The 14676-nt window shown below is 54.3% G+C and carries 17 protein-coding genes and 1 other RNA gene; 5 read left to right on the forward strand and 13 right to left on the reverse strand.

Translation table 11 applies throughout. The features are described 5' to 3' along the window. Positions 1 to 3 precede the first annotated feature (3 nt). Positions 4 to 375, reverse strand: a complete 372-nt coding sequence (locus BUA85_RS06110) for a helix-turn-helix domain-containing protein (protein ID WP_072899949.1) — start codon at positions 373 to 375, stop codon at positions 4 to 6. A gap of 264 nt (positions 376 to 639) precedes the next feature. On the opposite strand from BUA85_RS06110, the gene BUA85_RS06115 reads away from it, so the two are divergent. Further along, on the forward strand, positions 640 to 1599 hold the full coding sequence (locus BUA85_RS06115; protein ID WP_072899950.1) for an NADPH:quinone oxidoreductase family protein: 960 nt from the start codon (positions 640 to 642) through the stop codon (positions 1597 to 1599). On the opposite strand, the gene BUA85_RS06120 is transcribed toward BUA85_RS06115, so the two are convergent. Continuing rightward, complete coding sequence (locus BUA85_RS06120; protein WP_072899951.1) at positions 1589 to 2506, reverse strand: LysR family transcriptional regulator; 918 nt, start codon at positions 2504 to 2506, stop codon at positions 1589 to 1591. The two genes, BUA85_RS06115 and BUA85_RS06120, sit on opposite strands and share 11 nt — an antisense overlap. A gap of 81 nt (positions 2507 to 2587) precedes the next feature. Between BUA85_RS06120 and BUA85_RS06125 the strand changes: the two genes are divergently transcribed. Together BUA85_RS06125 and BUA85_RS06130 are read left to right on the forward strand one after the other, a co-directional pair. After that, positions 2588 to 2809, forward strand: coding sequence for a DUF1127 domain-containing protein (locus tag BUA85_RS06125; RefSeq protein ID WP_072900444.1), 222 nt, complete (start codon positions 2588 to 2590; stop codon positions 2807 to 2809). Positions 2810 to 2959: 150 nt separating this feature from the next. Further along, positions 2960 to 3730, forward strand: a complete 771-nt coding sequence (locus BUA85_RS06130; RefSeq protein ID WP_072899952.1) for a Bax inhibitor-1/YccA family protein — start codon at positions 2960 to 2962, stop codon at positions 3728 to 3730. A gap of 189 nt (positions 3731 to 3919) precedes the next feature. Here the strand turns inward: BUA85_RS06130 and rpmG are convergent, their stop codons facing one another. After that, the gene (gene rpmG / locus BUA85_RS06135) at positions 3920 to 4087 is read right to left on the reverse strand and encodes a 50S ribosomal protein L33 (protein ID WP_058315632.1); all 168 of its coding nucleotides are present in this window, start codon (positions 4085 to 4087) and stop codon (positions 3920 to 3922) included. Between the two features lie 246 nt (positions 4088 to 4333). On the opposite strand from rpmG, the gene BUA85_RS06140 reads away from it, so the two are divergent. After that, positions 4334 to 6217: a PhoX family protein gene (locus tag BUA85_RS06140; protein ID WP_072899953.1), complete on the forward strand. Its 1884-nt coding sequence runs from the start codon at positions 4334 to 4336 to the stop codon at positions 6215 to 6217. Positions 6218 to 6296: 79 nt separating this feature from the next. On the opposite strand, the gene BUA85_RS06145 is transcribed toward BUA85_RS06140, so the two are convergent. The 9 genes from BUA85_RS06145 to BUA85_RS06185 all read right to left on the reverse strand — a co-directional run bounded on the left by BUA85_RS06145 (position 6297) and on the right by BUA85_RS06185 (position 13409). Continuing rightward, positions 6297 to 7064, reverse strand: coding sequence for an ABC transporter permease (locus tag BUA85_RS06145; RefSeq protein ID WP_072899954.1), 768 nt, complete (start codon positions 7062 to 7064; stop codon positions 6297 to 6299). Beyond that, positions 7061 to 7855 (reverse strand): ABC transporter ATP-binding protein, encoded by a 795-nt coding sequence (locus BUA85_RS06150; RefSeq protein ID WP_072899955.1) that lies wholly within the window; start codon positions 7853 to 7855, stop codon positions 7061 to 7063. The genes BUA85_RS06145 and BUA85_RS06150 overlap by 4 nt, the downstream gene beginning before the upstream one ends. 49 nt (positions 7856 to 7904) lie before the next feature. Beyond that, positions 7905 to 8915 (reverse strand): ABC transporter substrate-binding protein, encoded by a 1011-nt coding sequence (locus tag BUA85_RS06155; protein WP_072899956.1) that lies wholly within the window; start codon positions 8913 to 8915, stop codon positions 7905 to 7907. A gap of 191 nt (positions 8916 to 9106) precedes the next feature. Beyond that, positions 9107 to 9486, reverse strand: an RNA gene (gene rnpB / locus BUA85_RS06160) — RNase P RNA component class A. Between the two features lie 12 nt (positions 9487 to 9498). After that, a complete protein-coding gene (locus tag BUA85_RS06165) occupies positions 9499 to 10212 on the reverse strand; it encodes an N-acetylmuramoyl-L-alanine amidase (protein WP_110559051.1) in 714 nt (237 codons plus the stop codon). After that, on the reverse strand, positions 10173 to 10925 hold the full coding sequence (locus BUA85_RS06170; protein ID WP_242649000.1) for a hypothetical protein: 753 nt from the start codon (positions 10923 to 10925) through the stop codon (positions 10173 to 10175). Before BUA85_RS06170 ends, BUA85_RS06165 begins: the two co-directional genes overlap by 40 nt. A 33-nt stretch (positions 10926 to 10958) precedes the next feature. Further along, positions 10959 to 12434, reverse strand: a complete 1476-nt coding sequence (gene gatA, locus BUA85_RS06175) for an Asp-tRNA(Asn)/Glu-tRNA(Gln) amidotransferase subunit GatA (RefSeq protein ID WP_072899958.1) — start codon at positions 12432 to 12434, stop codon at positions 10959 to 10961. Then, entirely contained in the window at positions 12434 to 12721 is a 288-nt protein-coding gene (gene gatC, locus BUA85_RS06180; protein WP_072899959.1) for an Asp-tRNA(Asn)/Glu-tRNA(Gln) amidotransferase subunit GatC, read from the reverse strand. The genes gatA and gatC overlap by 1 nt, the downstream gene beginning before the upstream one ends. 31 nt (positions 12722 to 12752) lie before the next feature. Further along, positions 12753 to 13409 (reverse strand): ceramidase domain-containing protein, encoded by a 657-nt coding sequence (locus BUA85_RS06185; protein ID WP_072899960.1) that lies wholly within the window; start codon positions 13407 to 13409, stop codon positions 12753 to 12755. Between the two features lie 52 nt (positions 13410 to 13461). On the opposite strand from BUA85_RS06185, the gene BUA85_RS06190 reads away from it, so the two are divergent. Then, complete coding sequence (locus BUA85_RS06190) at positions 13462 to 14151, forward strand: metal-dependent hydrolase (RefSeq protein WP_072899961.1); 690 nt, start codon at positions 13462 to 13464, stop codon at positions 14149 to 14151. Here the strand turns inward: BUA85_RS06190 and BUA85_RS06195 are convergent. Then, entirely contained in the window at positions 14148 to 14594 is a 447-nt protein-coding gene (locus tag BUA85_RS06195) for a nucleoside deaminase (protein ID WP_072899962.1), read from the reverse strand. The two genes, BUA85_RS06190 and BUA85_RS06195, sit on opposite strands and share 4 nt — an antisense overlap. Positions 14595 to 14676: the final 82 nt, after the last annotated feature.

Here is a 14676-nt window from a genome sequence, read left to right on the forward strand (position 1 = left end):
ACCTTATGCGGCGTCGCTGAGGACCCTTGCAAGATCAAACAAACGACGGCGCTGATTTTCTGGGATCGCATAGTAAGAACGCAAAAGCTCCAACGCTTCTTTATCCGTCAAAACATCGCCCGCGACCCCACCGCCTGCGTTGCTTTCTTCGACAGAATCATTCAAGCCTTCAAAGAAGTAGGAGATCTGCACATCCAAGACCTTAGAGATATCCCAAAGGCGCGACGCGCTGACACGATTCATCCCCGTTTCGTATTTCTGGATTTGCTGAAATTTGATACCGACGGCCTCTGCCAACTGTTGTTGGGTCGTGCCGTTCATCCAACGGCGGTGACGAATGCGTTTACCTACGTAAACATCGACTGGATGCTTCATGTCTTCTCCTATTCGGTCAGCGCTTGGAACAAACTCTGGCTCCGTTCACTTCACTTACGCGCATGAGTGGTGGCGTTTAGTGCAGCGGTTATCTCGGGTTGAAGGGGCACCACGCAATGGTTGCATTAGTAACATCTAACTAAAGGATAGGTTATCCGCCCAAATTTTAATATTTGGCCAATAATCGAACAAAACAACAGAAAATCGGACGAAAATCACAATGGGTCCGTTAAGCACAACTCGCCTTAAGAGGGAAATCAAAAAATGAAAGCCTATCAGGTCTTAGATTTTGACGGTCACTTGGAGCTAACCGATGTACCGGTTCCAGTGCCAACAGACGGCCAAATTCTCATAAAAACTGAGGCCTGCGGTCTCAATTTCGCAGACCTTCTGATGCGCAAAGGAACATACCAGGACACTCCCGAGCCGCCGTTTACGTTGGGATTGGAAGTGTGCGGTACCGTGGAACAGCTCGGCCCAAACGCCCAAGGCTTAGAAATTGGAGATCGCGTGGCAGTCTTTGGCGGCCGAGGAGGCTTGGCAGAATACGGCGTGTTCCCTGCAGAACTTTGCTGCAAGGTCGGTCCGGATATGCCAGCCGAAGCTGCAGCAGGTTTTCAAGTCGCTTACGGCACCTCTCATCTTGCTCTAACGCATCGAGCAAAATTGAAAGCCGGCGAAACTTTGGTGGTTCTCGGCGCGGCAGGGGGCGTTGGTTTAACTGCTGTAGAAGTTGGGAAGCTATTGGGGGCAACGGTCATCGCCTTTGCGCGGGGCGCGAGCAAAGTTGAAACCGCCAAACAGGCTGGTGCCGATTTCGCCTATGACAGCGACGACGTTGATATTCGGGAGGTGGTTAAGTCGCATGGCGGTGCCGACGTGGTCTATGATCCAATAGGAGGCGATCAATTCAAATCGGTACTACGCGCCTGTAATCGAGAAGCACGCGTCATCATTATCGGCTTTGCGAGTGGTGATGTCCCGCAAATCGCGGCAAACCATATTCTTGTAAAGAATATAACGGTCATTGGCTTTTATTGGGGCGGCTACCTCAAGTTCGCGCCAGATGTCCTACGCGCCAGCCTAGAAGAGCTCATGAACTGGTACGATGAAGGCAAATTGAAACCTCATGTTAGCCACGTCTTTCCATTGGAAAGGAGCAAAGAGGCACTCGACATTTTGGAGGCACGAAAATCCACCGGAAAAGTTGTGGTTAAGCCGTAACGGCCTCGGGCAAGTCTACCGGCGCTCTTCTAAATGCATTGGTGATGAACGCGCAGAGATCTTCCAGAACCTGATTGTTGCCGTGTTCCCGGCAATACATGTTGATGTTCATCCCGCCAAGTTCTGGCAGCGCACCACCATGATGGATCCGTTCGAAATACCGTGGCTCCGTGCCTTCCAACATCGTGTGGACCGCAAGGTCAGCACTAACGGTCGCCTCGATTGTCCGAGTGTTGTTGCTTTCGACCGCCATATCCCAAGGAATACCCGCCTCATCTAGCCGGCGTTGGACTCCCGCACGGAAGAAGCAGTTGTTTTCGTAAGCAAGGCGCAATGGTCGGTTTTTCCAAGCAGACCCGCCTGGCGCACCGACCCAAACGAGCGGGGCGGATACTAATGTTTCTCCCCCCGGCTCCAACCCGCTCTCAGTTGTAAGAATGACATCAACCTCGCCGCGCGCGAATTGGGCTTTCAAACCGCGCGTAAAGGACGACAACAGCTGGACCCGAACACGGGGGTAAGCCGTCGCGAACTTTTGAAGGACCTGAGGAACCGCTGGATAAACGATGTCATGCGGCACACCGAGTGTCACCTCGCCTTCAAATTCGACTGACGTTAGCCGCCCATAGACCTCGTCATTGAGATCAAGAATCCGTCTGGCATAGCTGAGAAGTTGTTCGCCCGCTGGCGTAACGGCGATGGCCCGAGACGAACGATCTAGCAAAGCAACGTTCAGAGACTCTTCTAGGCGTTTCAACTGCATCGAAACGGCGGATTGAGTGAGATTTAGAAATCCGGCCGCTTTCGTCACACCGCCAGTATCAGCGACCACGACAAAGGAGCGAAGAGCCGTCATATCCAAGTTTCGCATTACATCACAATCCTTGATATAAATATCATCAAACATTCATTTCACTAATACATTAATCGCACCGATATATCAAGTATCCGAATGCAACATGAGAATCATATCACGAAAGACGAACCAATGACTGCTTTGAACATCGCCATCACCTCCCGCCCTTCGGCTTCCAAAATCTCTTTCTTCCAGCGCCTCTTTTCTTTCGAGACGCTTCGCAAAGAGCGTTTTGAACTCTCAAAGCTCTCCGATGCCCAGCTCAAGGACATCGGCATTACGCCAGATCAGGCCCAAAAAGAAGCAGCTAGACCTGCTTGGGATCTGCCTGAAAACTGGTCACAGCGTCGCTAAGTCAGTTTAGGTGCGACAAACCGGCACAATTTGACGAATTCTGTGCCTTGTCGCACCACTCTACAGTTGAAAAACAGGGTGAAAACGCCAATATCTAGGCCAAGTCTGCTGAGAAATCGGCACACCAGCGTTTTTCAATTGGAGGTCTCAATGGCTGAATATCAAACGATCCGTACGGCGGGCGGTGTCCGCACGGCAGAGATCGATGAGGGTCTTCGCGCCCACATGAACAAAGTCTACGGCACGATGTCAGTTGGCATGGTGATCACAGCTTTGGCAGCATGGGCATTGTCCGGCTTGGCAATGTCTACCGATCCGACACCTTACCAGATCGGTGCCAACACATACCTGACCGAGTTCGGTGCAACACTTTGGACGAGCCCATTGAAATGGGTGATCATGTTCGCTCCATTGGTTATGGTTTTCGCCTTTGGCGCGATGATTAACCGCCTGTCCGCAGCCGGAGCACAATTGTTCTTCTATGCATTTGCGACAGCAATGGGCGCATCAATCAGCTGGATTTTCGCAGTCTACACAGGCTTTTCGATCATTCAGGTTTTCTTGATCACATCCATCGCCTTCGCGGGTCTTTCTCTGTGGGGCTATACCACTAAGAAAGATATCTCCGGCTGGGGCTCATTCTTGATTATGGGTGTGATTGGTCTGATCGTTGCGTCCATCGTTAACATCTGGCTGGCGTCACCTGCCATCATGTTTGCGGTCTCTATGCTCGGCGTTCTGATCTTTGCAGGTCTGACCGCTTACGACACTCAGAACATCAAGAACACTTATCTCGCACATGCAACAAGCGGTGACAGCGAGTGGTTGGCGAAAGCGGCTATTATGGGCGCGCTGAACCTCTACCTCGACTTCATCAATATGTTTATGTTCCTGCTGCAGCTGTTTGGCAGCCGCGAATAAGCGACACGCATAAACCAAAGACAAAGGGCTGGTCGATTGACCAGCCCTTTTTCGTTTTCGGGCCTCGTCAAAGGGTCCGGCTCCGCTCGTTCATCGTGGCAAATATATCTCCCCGAAAGTGTCGGCTGGCCACAAACAAAAAAGCCACGCAACTGCGTGGCTTCTTCAAAACTCAAAGTCGGGATCAAATTACTTAATCTTACCTTCTTTGTACTCAACGTGCTTGCGAACGACTGGGTCGTACTTCTTAACAACCATTTTTTCGGTCATTGTACGCGCGTTTTTCTTTGTCACATAGAAGTGGCCTGTCCCCGCGGTGGAGTTCAGGCGGATTTTGATAGTGGTTGGCTTCGCCATGGTCCGTCTCCTGATCGCGGGCGCTATCGCCCTGCGTGAAATCTCTTGGAAGCTGCCTTTTACTAAGGTCTCGCAGCGAGTCAATGCCAGAGCTTGCGATTTGTTGGCTCCGCTGAATTTTGCTTGTCATATTTTTGAATCTGGAATGTCACACGGCTGAAACAGACTCCCCGCAGACTGTCATTCGGAAGGCAGAGCAATTGCTGCTCTCGCAACCGACTTAGCAAAAAGACTCGCGAGGAAAAAATGGACGACACTTCTCACATCGACATGTCATGGGACGACTTTGACGAAATGCGCGATCCGCGCCCAGACGAAAACCAATTTGATGCCGTGGTTGAGCGCGCGGTCTCGCGCCGCGGTTTTCTGGGCGGGGCCTTGGCATTCGGTTCAGGGGCGGCCGTATTTGGAACCGGCCTCTTCTCAACAACCACAGCGGCGAAAGCAGGCGGCCATGCAAAATTCAACTTCACACCCATCGACATCGCAACCGACTTCGAGGTGCATGTGCCCAAAGGCTACTCCACCAAAATCCTCGCCCGCTGGGGCGATCCCCTCTTCTCTGACGCAGACGGCGCCTATTCCGCAGCAACAGGCGTGCCGCTCGACATGTCAGAAAAGGTTTTCGGTGAAAACACGGACGGAATGGAGCTCTTCGACGTCGATGGAAAAGAGGTTATCGCGGTCAACTCCGAATACGTGAACCCGAAAATCAACCTGCCCGCTGCCTCCGAGGGCACACCCCAGAACGCAGACGAAGTGCAGCTGCTTAAGAACCTCCAAGGCGTCACAGTTATGGAAGTGGCGGACAACGGCAACGGTTACGAGATTGTCGTCGACAGCCCTTACAACCGTCGTATCACCCACGAAACCGATATGGTCCTAGCAGGCCCCCTCGCCGGCCATGAACTGGTCAAAACGGCTGCTGATCCAACAGGCATGGCTGTCAAAGGGACTATGAACAACTGTGGTTCCGGTCGCACGCTCTGGGGCACCTACCTGACCTGCGAAGAAAACTTCAACGGCTACTTCGGCGCAACTGGCGAAGAACCTGCGGGCGAAGGCTATGCTCGCTACGGCATCGGTGGCGAAGGTCGTTATGCCTACGAAAAGTTCGATCCGCGTTACGACATCTCGAACGAGCCGAACGAGCCACACCGTCATGGGTTCATTACTGAAATCGACCCAAGCGATCCAACCTCCACACCAATCAAACGCACAGCACTTGGCCGTTTCAAGCATGAAAATGCGTCCATGGCCCACGCGTCTGATGGTCGTGTCGTTGTTTACATGGGCGATGATGAGCGTGGCGAATATCTCTACCGCTATGTCTCCAACGGCACCTATGAAGAAGGCGGACCAACCGAAGGTTTGCTGGATGATGGCACTCTTTATGTCGCGAAGTTCAATGACGACATGACTGGCGAGTGGCTGCCTTTGACACCTGAAACGGTTGATATGGAGGTGGCTGAAGTCCTTTGTTTCACGCGTATGGCGGCCTCTGCCGCAGGTGGCACGACGATGGACCGCCCCGAGTGGGTTGCCACAAACCCAGTGAAGGTCGAAGCCTATTGTGCGCTCACCAACAACAAGAACCGTGGAGTGAAGCCAAATGCAGGTGGTGACGAAACTCCGGTCAACGGACCTAACCCACGCGAGACCAATAACTATGGTCAGATCGTACGTTGGACACCTGCGGATGAAAACCATGCATCGGATGCCTTCACTTGGGATCTCTATGTCATGGCGGGCAATCCAGAGGTCTATGACAACGAATATGGTGGCTCTGACAACGTAACACCTGGCAACATGTTCAACTCACCTGACGGGATGGCGTTCTCTTCTGATGGGTTGCTTTGGATCCAGACAGATGGGAACTACAAGAACGAAGAAGATTTCGCAGGCATGGGCAACAACCAGATGCTTGTGGGCGATCCGGAGACCGGCGAAATCGCGCGCTTCATGACGGTCCCTTACGGCGCTGAAGTGACCGGTCTAACTTGGTCACTCGACAAGAAGGTTGCCTTTGTCGGTGTTCAGCACCCAGGCGGAAGCTGGCCAGATGGTGAAGGGCACCCGCGTTCTTCTGTTGTTGCGGTTTGGCGCGACGACGGCGTGGCCTTTGGGTAAGCCACAAGCCCGAAAAAAACAAAGCGGCGCGCCAATTGCGCCGCTTTTTTCGTGGCTTCGTCGGATAGAAGATTGGATTCTAGTGGGATTCACGCTCCGCCCAACCAGCAAAGGTGCGTTCCAACCAAACCACAACGTAGTAGAGAACGATCCCCAATGCGGCGAGAGCGATCAGGACTGCGAACATCAATGGGTAGTCCGAATTCGTTTTACCGCTGTCGAACAAAGCACCAAGGCCCCGACCGTGCGGGCTCACGATTTCCATAAGGTTGGTCCCAATAAATGCGAGAGTAACGGCAACTTTCAACGCCCCGAAAAACTCTGGAAGTGTCTTGGGCAATGCGATTTTCCAAAAGATTGTCGTTTGCGATGCGCCGAGCGACCGCAAGATATCGCGATACTCCGGTTCCAAGGTCGACAGACCAATCGAGACCGAGACCGCAATTGGAAAGAAGGAAATCATGAATGCGATCAAGATGGTGTTGAAGTCATGCGCACCGACAAACATCAACGCGACTATGGGTACGACTGTCGCCTTTGGAATGGCGTTGAAGCCAACAAGCAGCGGGTAAAGCGCATCGCGCATTGTGCGTGAGAACCCCATGATCATACCGATCGCAGTGCCTACAATGATTGCTACGATCAAGCCAACCACCGTTCGCCAGAGCGTTTGCCAGCCCATGATCAAGAACAGATCCCAATACCGCTGATACGCGGGTATCAAGTCGCTCGGAGAGGCCATTTTGTAGTTCGGCCACCCCATGACCCAGACCAATCCCTCCCAGAGCGCAAGGAAGATGACGATCGCAACGAAAGGGACAAAAAATTTGCGGAATGTCGGGTTCATCCTTCGACCTCCGCTTCGGTTCGCCCTTGGGCTATCTCGATCTGCTGCCGCAGGATCGCCAAACGATCTGCAGCTTCCGACGTATAGAGATCGTCCAGAGTTGGTTTGTCGGAGCGGGGAATATTCATCACATATTGGGTTCGCGCCGGCCTACCGGAAAGTACGACCACCTGATCGCCCAAAAAAATGGACTCGCGCAGATCGTGGGTGATGAGGATCGCAGTAAAGGGCTCCTTAGCTTTCACATCGTGCATGGTCTGCCAAAGGTCTTCGCGGGTGAAGGCATCCAATGCGCCGAACGGTTCGTCTAGAATCAAAACATCCGGTTGGTGAACGAGCGCGCGGCACAGCGATGCACGTTGACGCATCCCGCCTGAAAGTTCGGATGGCCGTTTGTCCTCGAACCCCTCCAGACCGACGAGCGATAGAAGAAACCGCGCCCGATCTTCAGCCGCTTTGCCTTTCAAGGCATTGGGCACGATTTCCAACGGAAGCAGGACGTTTTGCAGAATTGTCCTCCACTCCAAGAGAACAGGGTTTTGAAACGCCATGCCTACGGTAGAGCGCGGCCCTTTGACCTGCTCGCCGTGCAGCCAGACCTCGCCTTCATCCGGCATCATTAGGCCAGCAACCAACCGCGTGAGCGTCGATTTTCCGCAACCAGATGGCCCGACAACCGCACAAAAGCCCCCCTCTTCGACGGTCACATCTAGGCCGTCCAAGACAGGCAGCGGGCCGTCCGCTGTGGAATAGGCGTGCTTGACGCCTTTGATATCAATGAGTGGAGACATGTGTATTCTTTGGTTCAGGTGGGGACAAAGCCCCCACCCTTAATCTGCACTACTGAACTGGGAACCCACCATCGGGCAGATACACATCTGTGAAATACAGGCTCGCATCTGGTTCGTTCTGGAACTCATAAACGATTTTGATCTGCTCAATCGCAGCAGCCATGCGGTCTGCGTCGATCGTTCCCATCCCGTTTTCCATCACGTAGTCGGTCATGACGTTCGCATCGATCGCGAGTTGCAGACGACGCTGTTCTAGATCAGAGTCAGCCGCTGGGTTGCGCTCGATGAGCGCTGGCATCACAGATGCCGGATCAGCAATGGCGTCTTTCCAACCCATTGCAACTGCGCCAAGAAACCCGCTGACGACGCCAGGGTTTTCTGATGCATAATCTGTGTTCACGATGATCGCGTTACCATAAAGATCGAGGCCGTTGTCAGCCATCAAAATGGTCGAGATGTCGTCCTCAGGAATGCCGAGGCGCACGAGGTTCAGGTAAGAACTGAAAGAAAACCCTGTGATCGCAGCGACATTGCCCTCGGCAAGCATGGGTTCGCGTGTTGGGAAACCAACGGGCTCCACGGTGATTGCGTCGACATCTAGGTCGTTTTCAGCCGCGAAGATCGGGAACTGGGCCCATGCGCCATCTGGTGGAGGCGCACCAAGTACTTTGCCTTCAAGGTCTGACGGTTCCGAAACACCGAGAGATTTCCGCCCAATAACGGCGAAAGGCGGTTTGTCATAGACCATCATAACGGCTGTGACTGGTGCCCCAGGATTCTGGTCGAGAAAGCGGATCAAGCTGTTGATGTCCGCGAAACCTATTGGGAAAGCGCCGGTGGCAACCTTCGGAATTGCATCAAGCGAACCTGAACCAGCCGTGATTTCAACAGCCAAGCCGGCCTCTTCAAAGTGGCCGTTGTCGATGGCGGCAAAGTACGGGGCAGACGGCCCTTCAAATTTCCAATCCAATGCGAAGGCAACATCAGTGCTGTGCCCATCCGCAAAGACTGCGCTGGCAGAGACCGTAAAGGCGGCTGCCAAAGTGGTAAGGTGTTTCATTCTTTATCCCCCTGATGATTAGGTATCCGACGCCACATAACGTCCGATAGGCCGACCCAAAGTAAAGGAATCGGCCGCCCATTGCGGTCCCCAGAGAGATGATAGCCTAGAAATTAGGCGCGTCGATCAAAACGTGGGCTTATCGCGACTCATGGCCGTGAAAACACAGGGCTCTTCGGAAGAAGACGAATGCGCACGGATGGCCTATAAGCCGGATTCTGTCCTAGGGTTCCCCCTATGGATGATCATTCATCTAAAGTGCCTGTTGCCAGTCACCCTCTAGCTGCCAACCCGGACCATCTGGGGTTAAAGCCACCCCGTGGTTGCCCACGCGAGGTCCCTATTTGGCATTGCTCCTGGTGGGGCTTGCCGTGCCGCTTACGTTGCCGCTCGCGCGGTGGGCTCTTACCCCACCGTTTCACCGTGACCTTGCACGCAAGGCCGTCTGTTCTCTGTGGCGCTTTCCCTGGGGTTGCCCCCGCCGGGCGTTACCCGGCACCGTTGCTTTGTGGAGTCCGGACTTTCCTCGACCCCAGATCAAGTCCGGTGCCGCGATCATCCAGCCATCCGCGCAAGTGTGCGCCTAAACCCAAGTGGCGTTTGCGTCAACGGGGAAGCGTTGCGCGAGGTTCGCGATCATTGCGCGATCGATGTCGTCAAGCGGGCCAGTCGCATGAGGGCGGAACCGCCTTCTGAAGCTGTTGAGCAACTGCTCTTCCGTCTGCGGAGCTGTATAGCCAAAACGTTTCATCGAAGCTTCAAAGCTGCCGTTGGCGTTTCCACCTTCTGGCCAAACGCCAAATCCAGACAAAGCCAATCGGAGCCAGTCAAACCTCACGCCGGGGTCAATTTTCCGACCTGGTGCCATGTCGGAATGACCAATCACGCGTTCCGGTCGTATGGTCCATCTTTTGAAAATCCCACCGAGGAGTTCTTCCAACGCATCCATTTGAGCGGCTGCAAATGGCTCAAATCCAGAATTCGACAACTCTATTCCGATGGAATGACTATTCACATCTTTGGTCTTACCCCACTGCCCCGCCCCCGCGTGCCAAGCCCGCATCACCTCTGGGACAAGTGACAAAACCTCTCCGCTTTGATCGATCAGATAGTGCGCTGAAACCTCCGCCTCGGGGTCGCACAAGGTCTTCAGAGCGGCTTCAGTAGAAGCGGTCGCCGTGTAGTGGATGACCACGATATCGGGTCGGTCTACACCTCGGCGCGGACCGAAATTGGGGGATTTATAGGTGGTTAGCCTCAGTTGCCCGCTGCCAGTCGGAACGGTGCGGGATCCCATCCGCAGGCGAAACCGTCCCCATCGGGGTCAATGCCACGCGGATCACGTTCTGGCCCGCCACGCGCGAGGAAGTCGCGTTGTGCATCGTCAGGCGTGTTGTAACTGGCGCAATTGCGCTGGAACCGAGATTCACCTGACAGAAGCGAACGGCTATACCATTCCTGCCCCTTCTGGTTCGGCGCGTTAAGCGCATAGGCAACGATGTTCGGCCCGGTGTTGTCTGATCGCGTTGGAAGAGCTGTGGGTTCAATTTGCTGACGCGCAGCGGCTTGCGCAGCACGGCGTTCCGCATCGCTTTCGATGCTCTCTCGAGAGGACACGGCGCTGAAATCCTGCTCGTCTGAAATCGCTGGATTGCTGGCAAGCTCCGGAGCTGGGTTGTCCGGCGACGCTTCTACGCCCGCGATCCGGCCTGTTTCGGGCGCAGGTTGAGGAACAGAAATCGCAGACAACGGCGCACCAACACCTTGCGATTGTCCGATGCCAACTGCAGCCAATTCCTCGGACGTTATGGTGCCGGAATTGAGTGGCGTAGGCTGTGCGGACGTTTCATCGACCACCGGAACACCCGTTAAAGCAGCCTCACGCTCCGCACGTTGGCGTTCAAACTCTGAATAGTTGGAAAACCCAACGCCGCGACCACTATCAGGGACTGGACCGGCACAAGCGGCCAAAAGTGTTACAATCGCGGAAGACGCTACAAGAAGTCTCACAATGTTCCCCTAATCAGCTCGGCCTACTGTAAATTACCACCACTTATCCGGTTTGGCCACAAAGCCAGCTGCACGTTCGAGTGAGTATGCAACATTCAGCAGATCGCCCTCTTCCCAAGGACGACCAATCAACTGAAGACCGAGCGGAAGGCCAGACGCATCCAAACCAGCAGGAATGGCGATCCCTGGCAATCCTGCCAAGTTGACCGTTACCGTGAACACGTCGTTCAAGTACATCTGGATCGGGTCCATATTCTCGCCCAACCCAAAGGCCGCAGACGGTGTTGCCGGTGTCAGGATGGCATCGACACCATCAGCGAAGACCTTTTCGAAGTCCTGTTTGATCAACGCGCGCACTTTGCGAGCGCGGTTATAGTAAGCGTCGTAGAAGCCGGCAGAGAGTACATAAGTACCGACCATCACGCGGCGCTGAACCTCTGCCCCGAATCCTTCGGCGCGGGTCTTTTCGTACATCTCGGTGATGCCGTCGCCCGCGTCGAGCTTGGCGCGGTGACCGAAGCGTACACCGTCATAGCGCGCGAGGTTTGAAGACGCCTCGGCTGGCGCGATCACATAATACGCCGGCAGCGCATATTTTGTGTGCGGGAGGCTGATATCTTTGATCTCGGCCCCAGCGTCTTTTAGCATCTCCGTGCCGTCTGACCACAATTTCTCGATCTCTGCAGACATACCGTCCATGCGATATTCTTTTGGAATACCAATGGTTTTGCCTTTGATGTCGCCGGTCAGCGCGGCTTCGAAGTTTGGCACGGGCAAATCCGCGCTGGTGCTGTCTTTGGGATCATGCCCGCACATCGCTTCGAGCATGATCGCAGCATCACGCACGTCTTTAGTCATCGGACCCGCTTGGTCGAGTGACGACGCAAAAGCGACAATACCCCAACGGCTGACCCGCCCGTAAGTTGGCTTGATACCTGTGATGCCGGTAAATGCCGCTGGCTGGCGAATGGATCCGCCGGTGTCTGTACCCGTTGCCGCGACGCACAAATCCGCCGCTACAGCAGCGGCAGACCCACCAGACGATCCGCCCGGTGTCAGGTCGCGATCATCCACTTTCCACGGGTTGACCACATTGCCATAAACAGAGGTCTCGTTGGACGAACCCATGGCGAATTCGTCCATGTTGAGCTTACCCAACATCACGGCGCCTGCATCGAACAGTTTGCTTGTGACGGTCGATTCATATTCGGGCTTGAAGCCATCCAGAATGCCGGACGCGGCTTGGGATTTGACGCCTTTGGTGCAGAACAAGTCTTTGATCCCGAGTGGGATGCCACACATATCAGGGGCGTCACCCTCGGCGATGCGTTGATCAGCGGCTTTGGCTTGATCCGCTGCAATATTAAGTGTGCCTTCGACATAGGCGTTCAATGCGCCAGACGCTTCAACTTCCTTTGAATATGCGCCCGTAACTTCAGCGCTCGATGTATCGCCTTTGCGCATCGCATCGCGGGTTTGGGCCAGAGTGAGTTTCGTCAGATCGCTCATTATTCAACCACCTTCGGAACAGCAAAGAACCCTTCACGACTGTCCGGCGCATTTGCCAGAACTTTCGGCTGTTGATCACCGTCGGTGACAACATCTTCGCGACGCTTCAGGCGCTGCGGCGTTACGGACGTCATTGGCTCAACACCGTCGACATCAACCTCATTCAATTGCTCAATAAATCCAAGGATTGCGCTGAATTCCTGCGCCAAGGCGGGCAACGCGTCATCTTCCACTTTTATGCGGGCCAATTTGGCAACCCGCCGGGCGGTTTCGGTGTCGATGGACATATCTGTCTCCGGTCAATCTGATGAGACGCGTTTAGCGAGGCTGAGGGCGGTCTGCAAGGACGTGGCGCGCATAGACATGGATCATATAGGCCAACATCACAGCATTGAGGCAATGCCAGAGGAAATGAGTGCCGAACGGGATGGTGTCGCACAGGATTTCGTCCAACGAACGGAAAGTGATGGAGATCGACAAAATCACAGCACCCACTAAGAAACCGCGCGCAAGTCTGGGGCGGTTTTTGCGCAACGCTGCCGCATAGATTAGCAAGAGGAGCGGGACGGTCCAGTAGAAACTGGAAATGAAAAAGAACGGCAGTGCCTGAGCGATCGTTGTGACCGCGGCTGCGTAAGGCAGGAATGCAATTGTTCCAAGCAGAGCCGCCCAAAGTGGCCAGCCCAGCAAATCGCGATTGACCAGATAGAGGTAGAACAGAATGAACGCGCCAATGGGCGCGACGTCTGCCAAACCGGCCCATACAGTGGCATGGGTGTGAAACAGATAGCTGCCGCTACCGATAAGGAACAGAATGACACAGAGGATGCCGGCGCGGAAATTTTGGCCGACCAGCCGCCACATAATCAGCGCCGCGACGATGAAGGCCAAATTGGTGACGGCATTGATAGGCTCAGACCAATAGGTGAGATCCGTACGCTCGCAATAGCCGTCAAATTGCTGAAACCAGTCCACTTTAAAATCCAATCAGGTGTCGTTAACGTATTCTTAGCTGATGGAGGGTACTATGAAGATTATTTGGCTTGGCCACGCAAGTTTTCGCCTCGAAATCGCGGGTGAAACCATTCTTATCGACCCATGGCTAACGGGAAACCCGCTGTTTCCTGACGATCAGATGGATGAGGCCCTCGCGGGCGTCACACATATTCTGATGACTCACGGCCACTTTGATCACGCATCAGAACTTGATGAAATCGCGGAGAAAACCGGCGCGACCATCTGCGGCATTCCTGAACTTTGCGGTGCGTTCGCGGATGCGGGGCTTCCGACGATTGATTTCAACAAGGGCGGCACGATCAAGATTGGCGACGTTGCTGTGTCCATGGTGTCCGCTAGCCATTCCTCGTCCATGAAAACCGCGAGCGGCGACAAATATGCGGGAACTGAAGCTGGATTTATGATCGAGGCGGAAGGTCATACGATCTATGTCTCAGGCGATACTGACATTATGGCTGACATGGATTGGATGGGTGATTTCTACAATCCGGATATCGGCATCCTTTGTGCCGGCGGGCATTATACAATGGGAATGAAGGGCGCGGCGTATGCGGCCAAGCGGTATTTCAACTTCAAAACTGTTATCCCCTGCCACTATCGGACATTCCCACTTTTGGAGCAAAGTGCAGAAGAACTGATGAATGGCCTGCCCGGGGTGAACGTAATTGAGCCGCGAGTAATGGAAGCGATCGAGCTTTAGCGCCTTTCGGCAAAGAATTCCTTGAGCAATTGCTCTGAGTTCTCGGCTGCGATGCCATCATAAACCTCGGGAACATGGTGGCACTGCGAATGACTAAAAACGCGCGGTCCCTGAGCGACGCCGCCGGATTTTGGATCGGACGCGCCATAGTACAAACGACCAATCCGCGCATTTGAAATCGCGGCGGCGCACATCGGGCAAGGCTCCAGCGTCACATAGAGATCGCATCCCGAGAGCCTTTCCTGCCCCAAAGCTTGGCAAGCGGCACGGATCGCCAACACCTCCGCATGGGCCGTTGGGTCATTCAGCTCTCTTGTCTGGTTGCCGGCTTGCGCAATGATACCTTCTGGCCCGACGATGACAGCGCCAACCGGCACCTCGCCCCGGTTCGCAGCCGCGCGCGCCTCTTCCAGAGCTACATCCATGTAAGACTTGAAAGCCATGCGCTTTGATTTCGTTTTGTGGCGCGAATTGCAAGGTCAGATGCCTACAGCGCGAGTTTACTGGCCAAGATGAAAGAGCATG

The sequence above is a fragment of the Cognatiyoonia sediminum genome (genome assembly GCF_900129845.1).
In the GTDB taxonomy this organism is placed as follows: domain Bacteria; phylum Pseudomonadota; class Alphaproteobacteria; order Rhodobacterales; family Rhodobacteraceae; genus Cognatiyoonia; species Cognatiyoonia sediminum.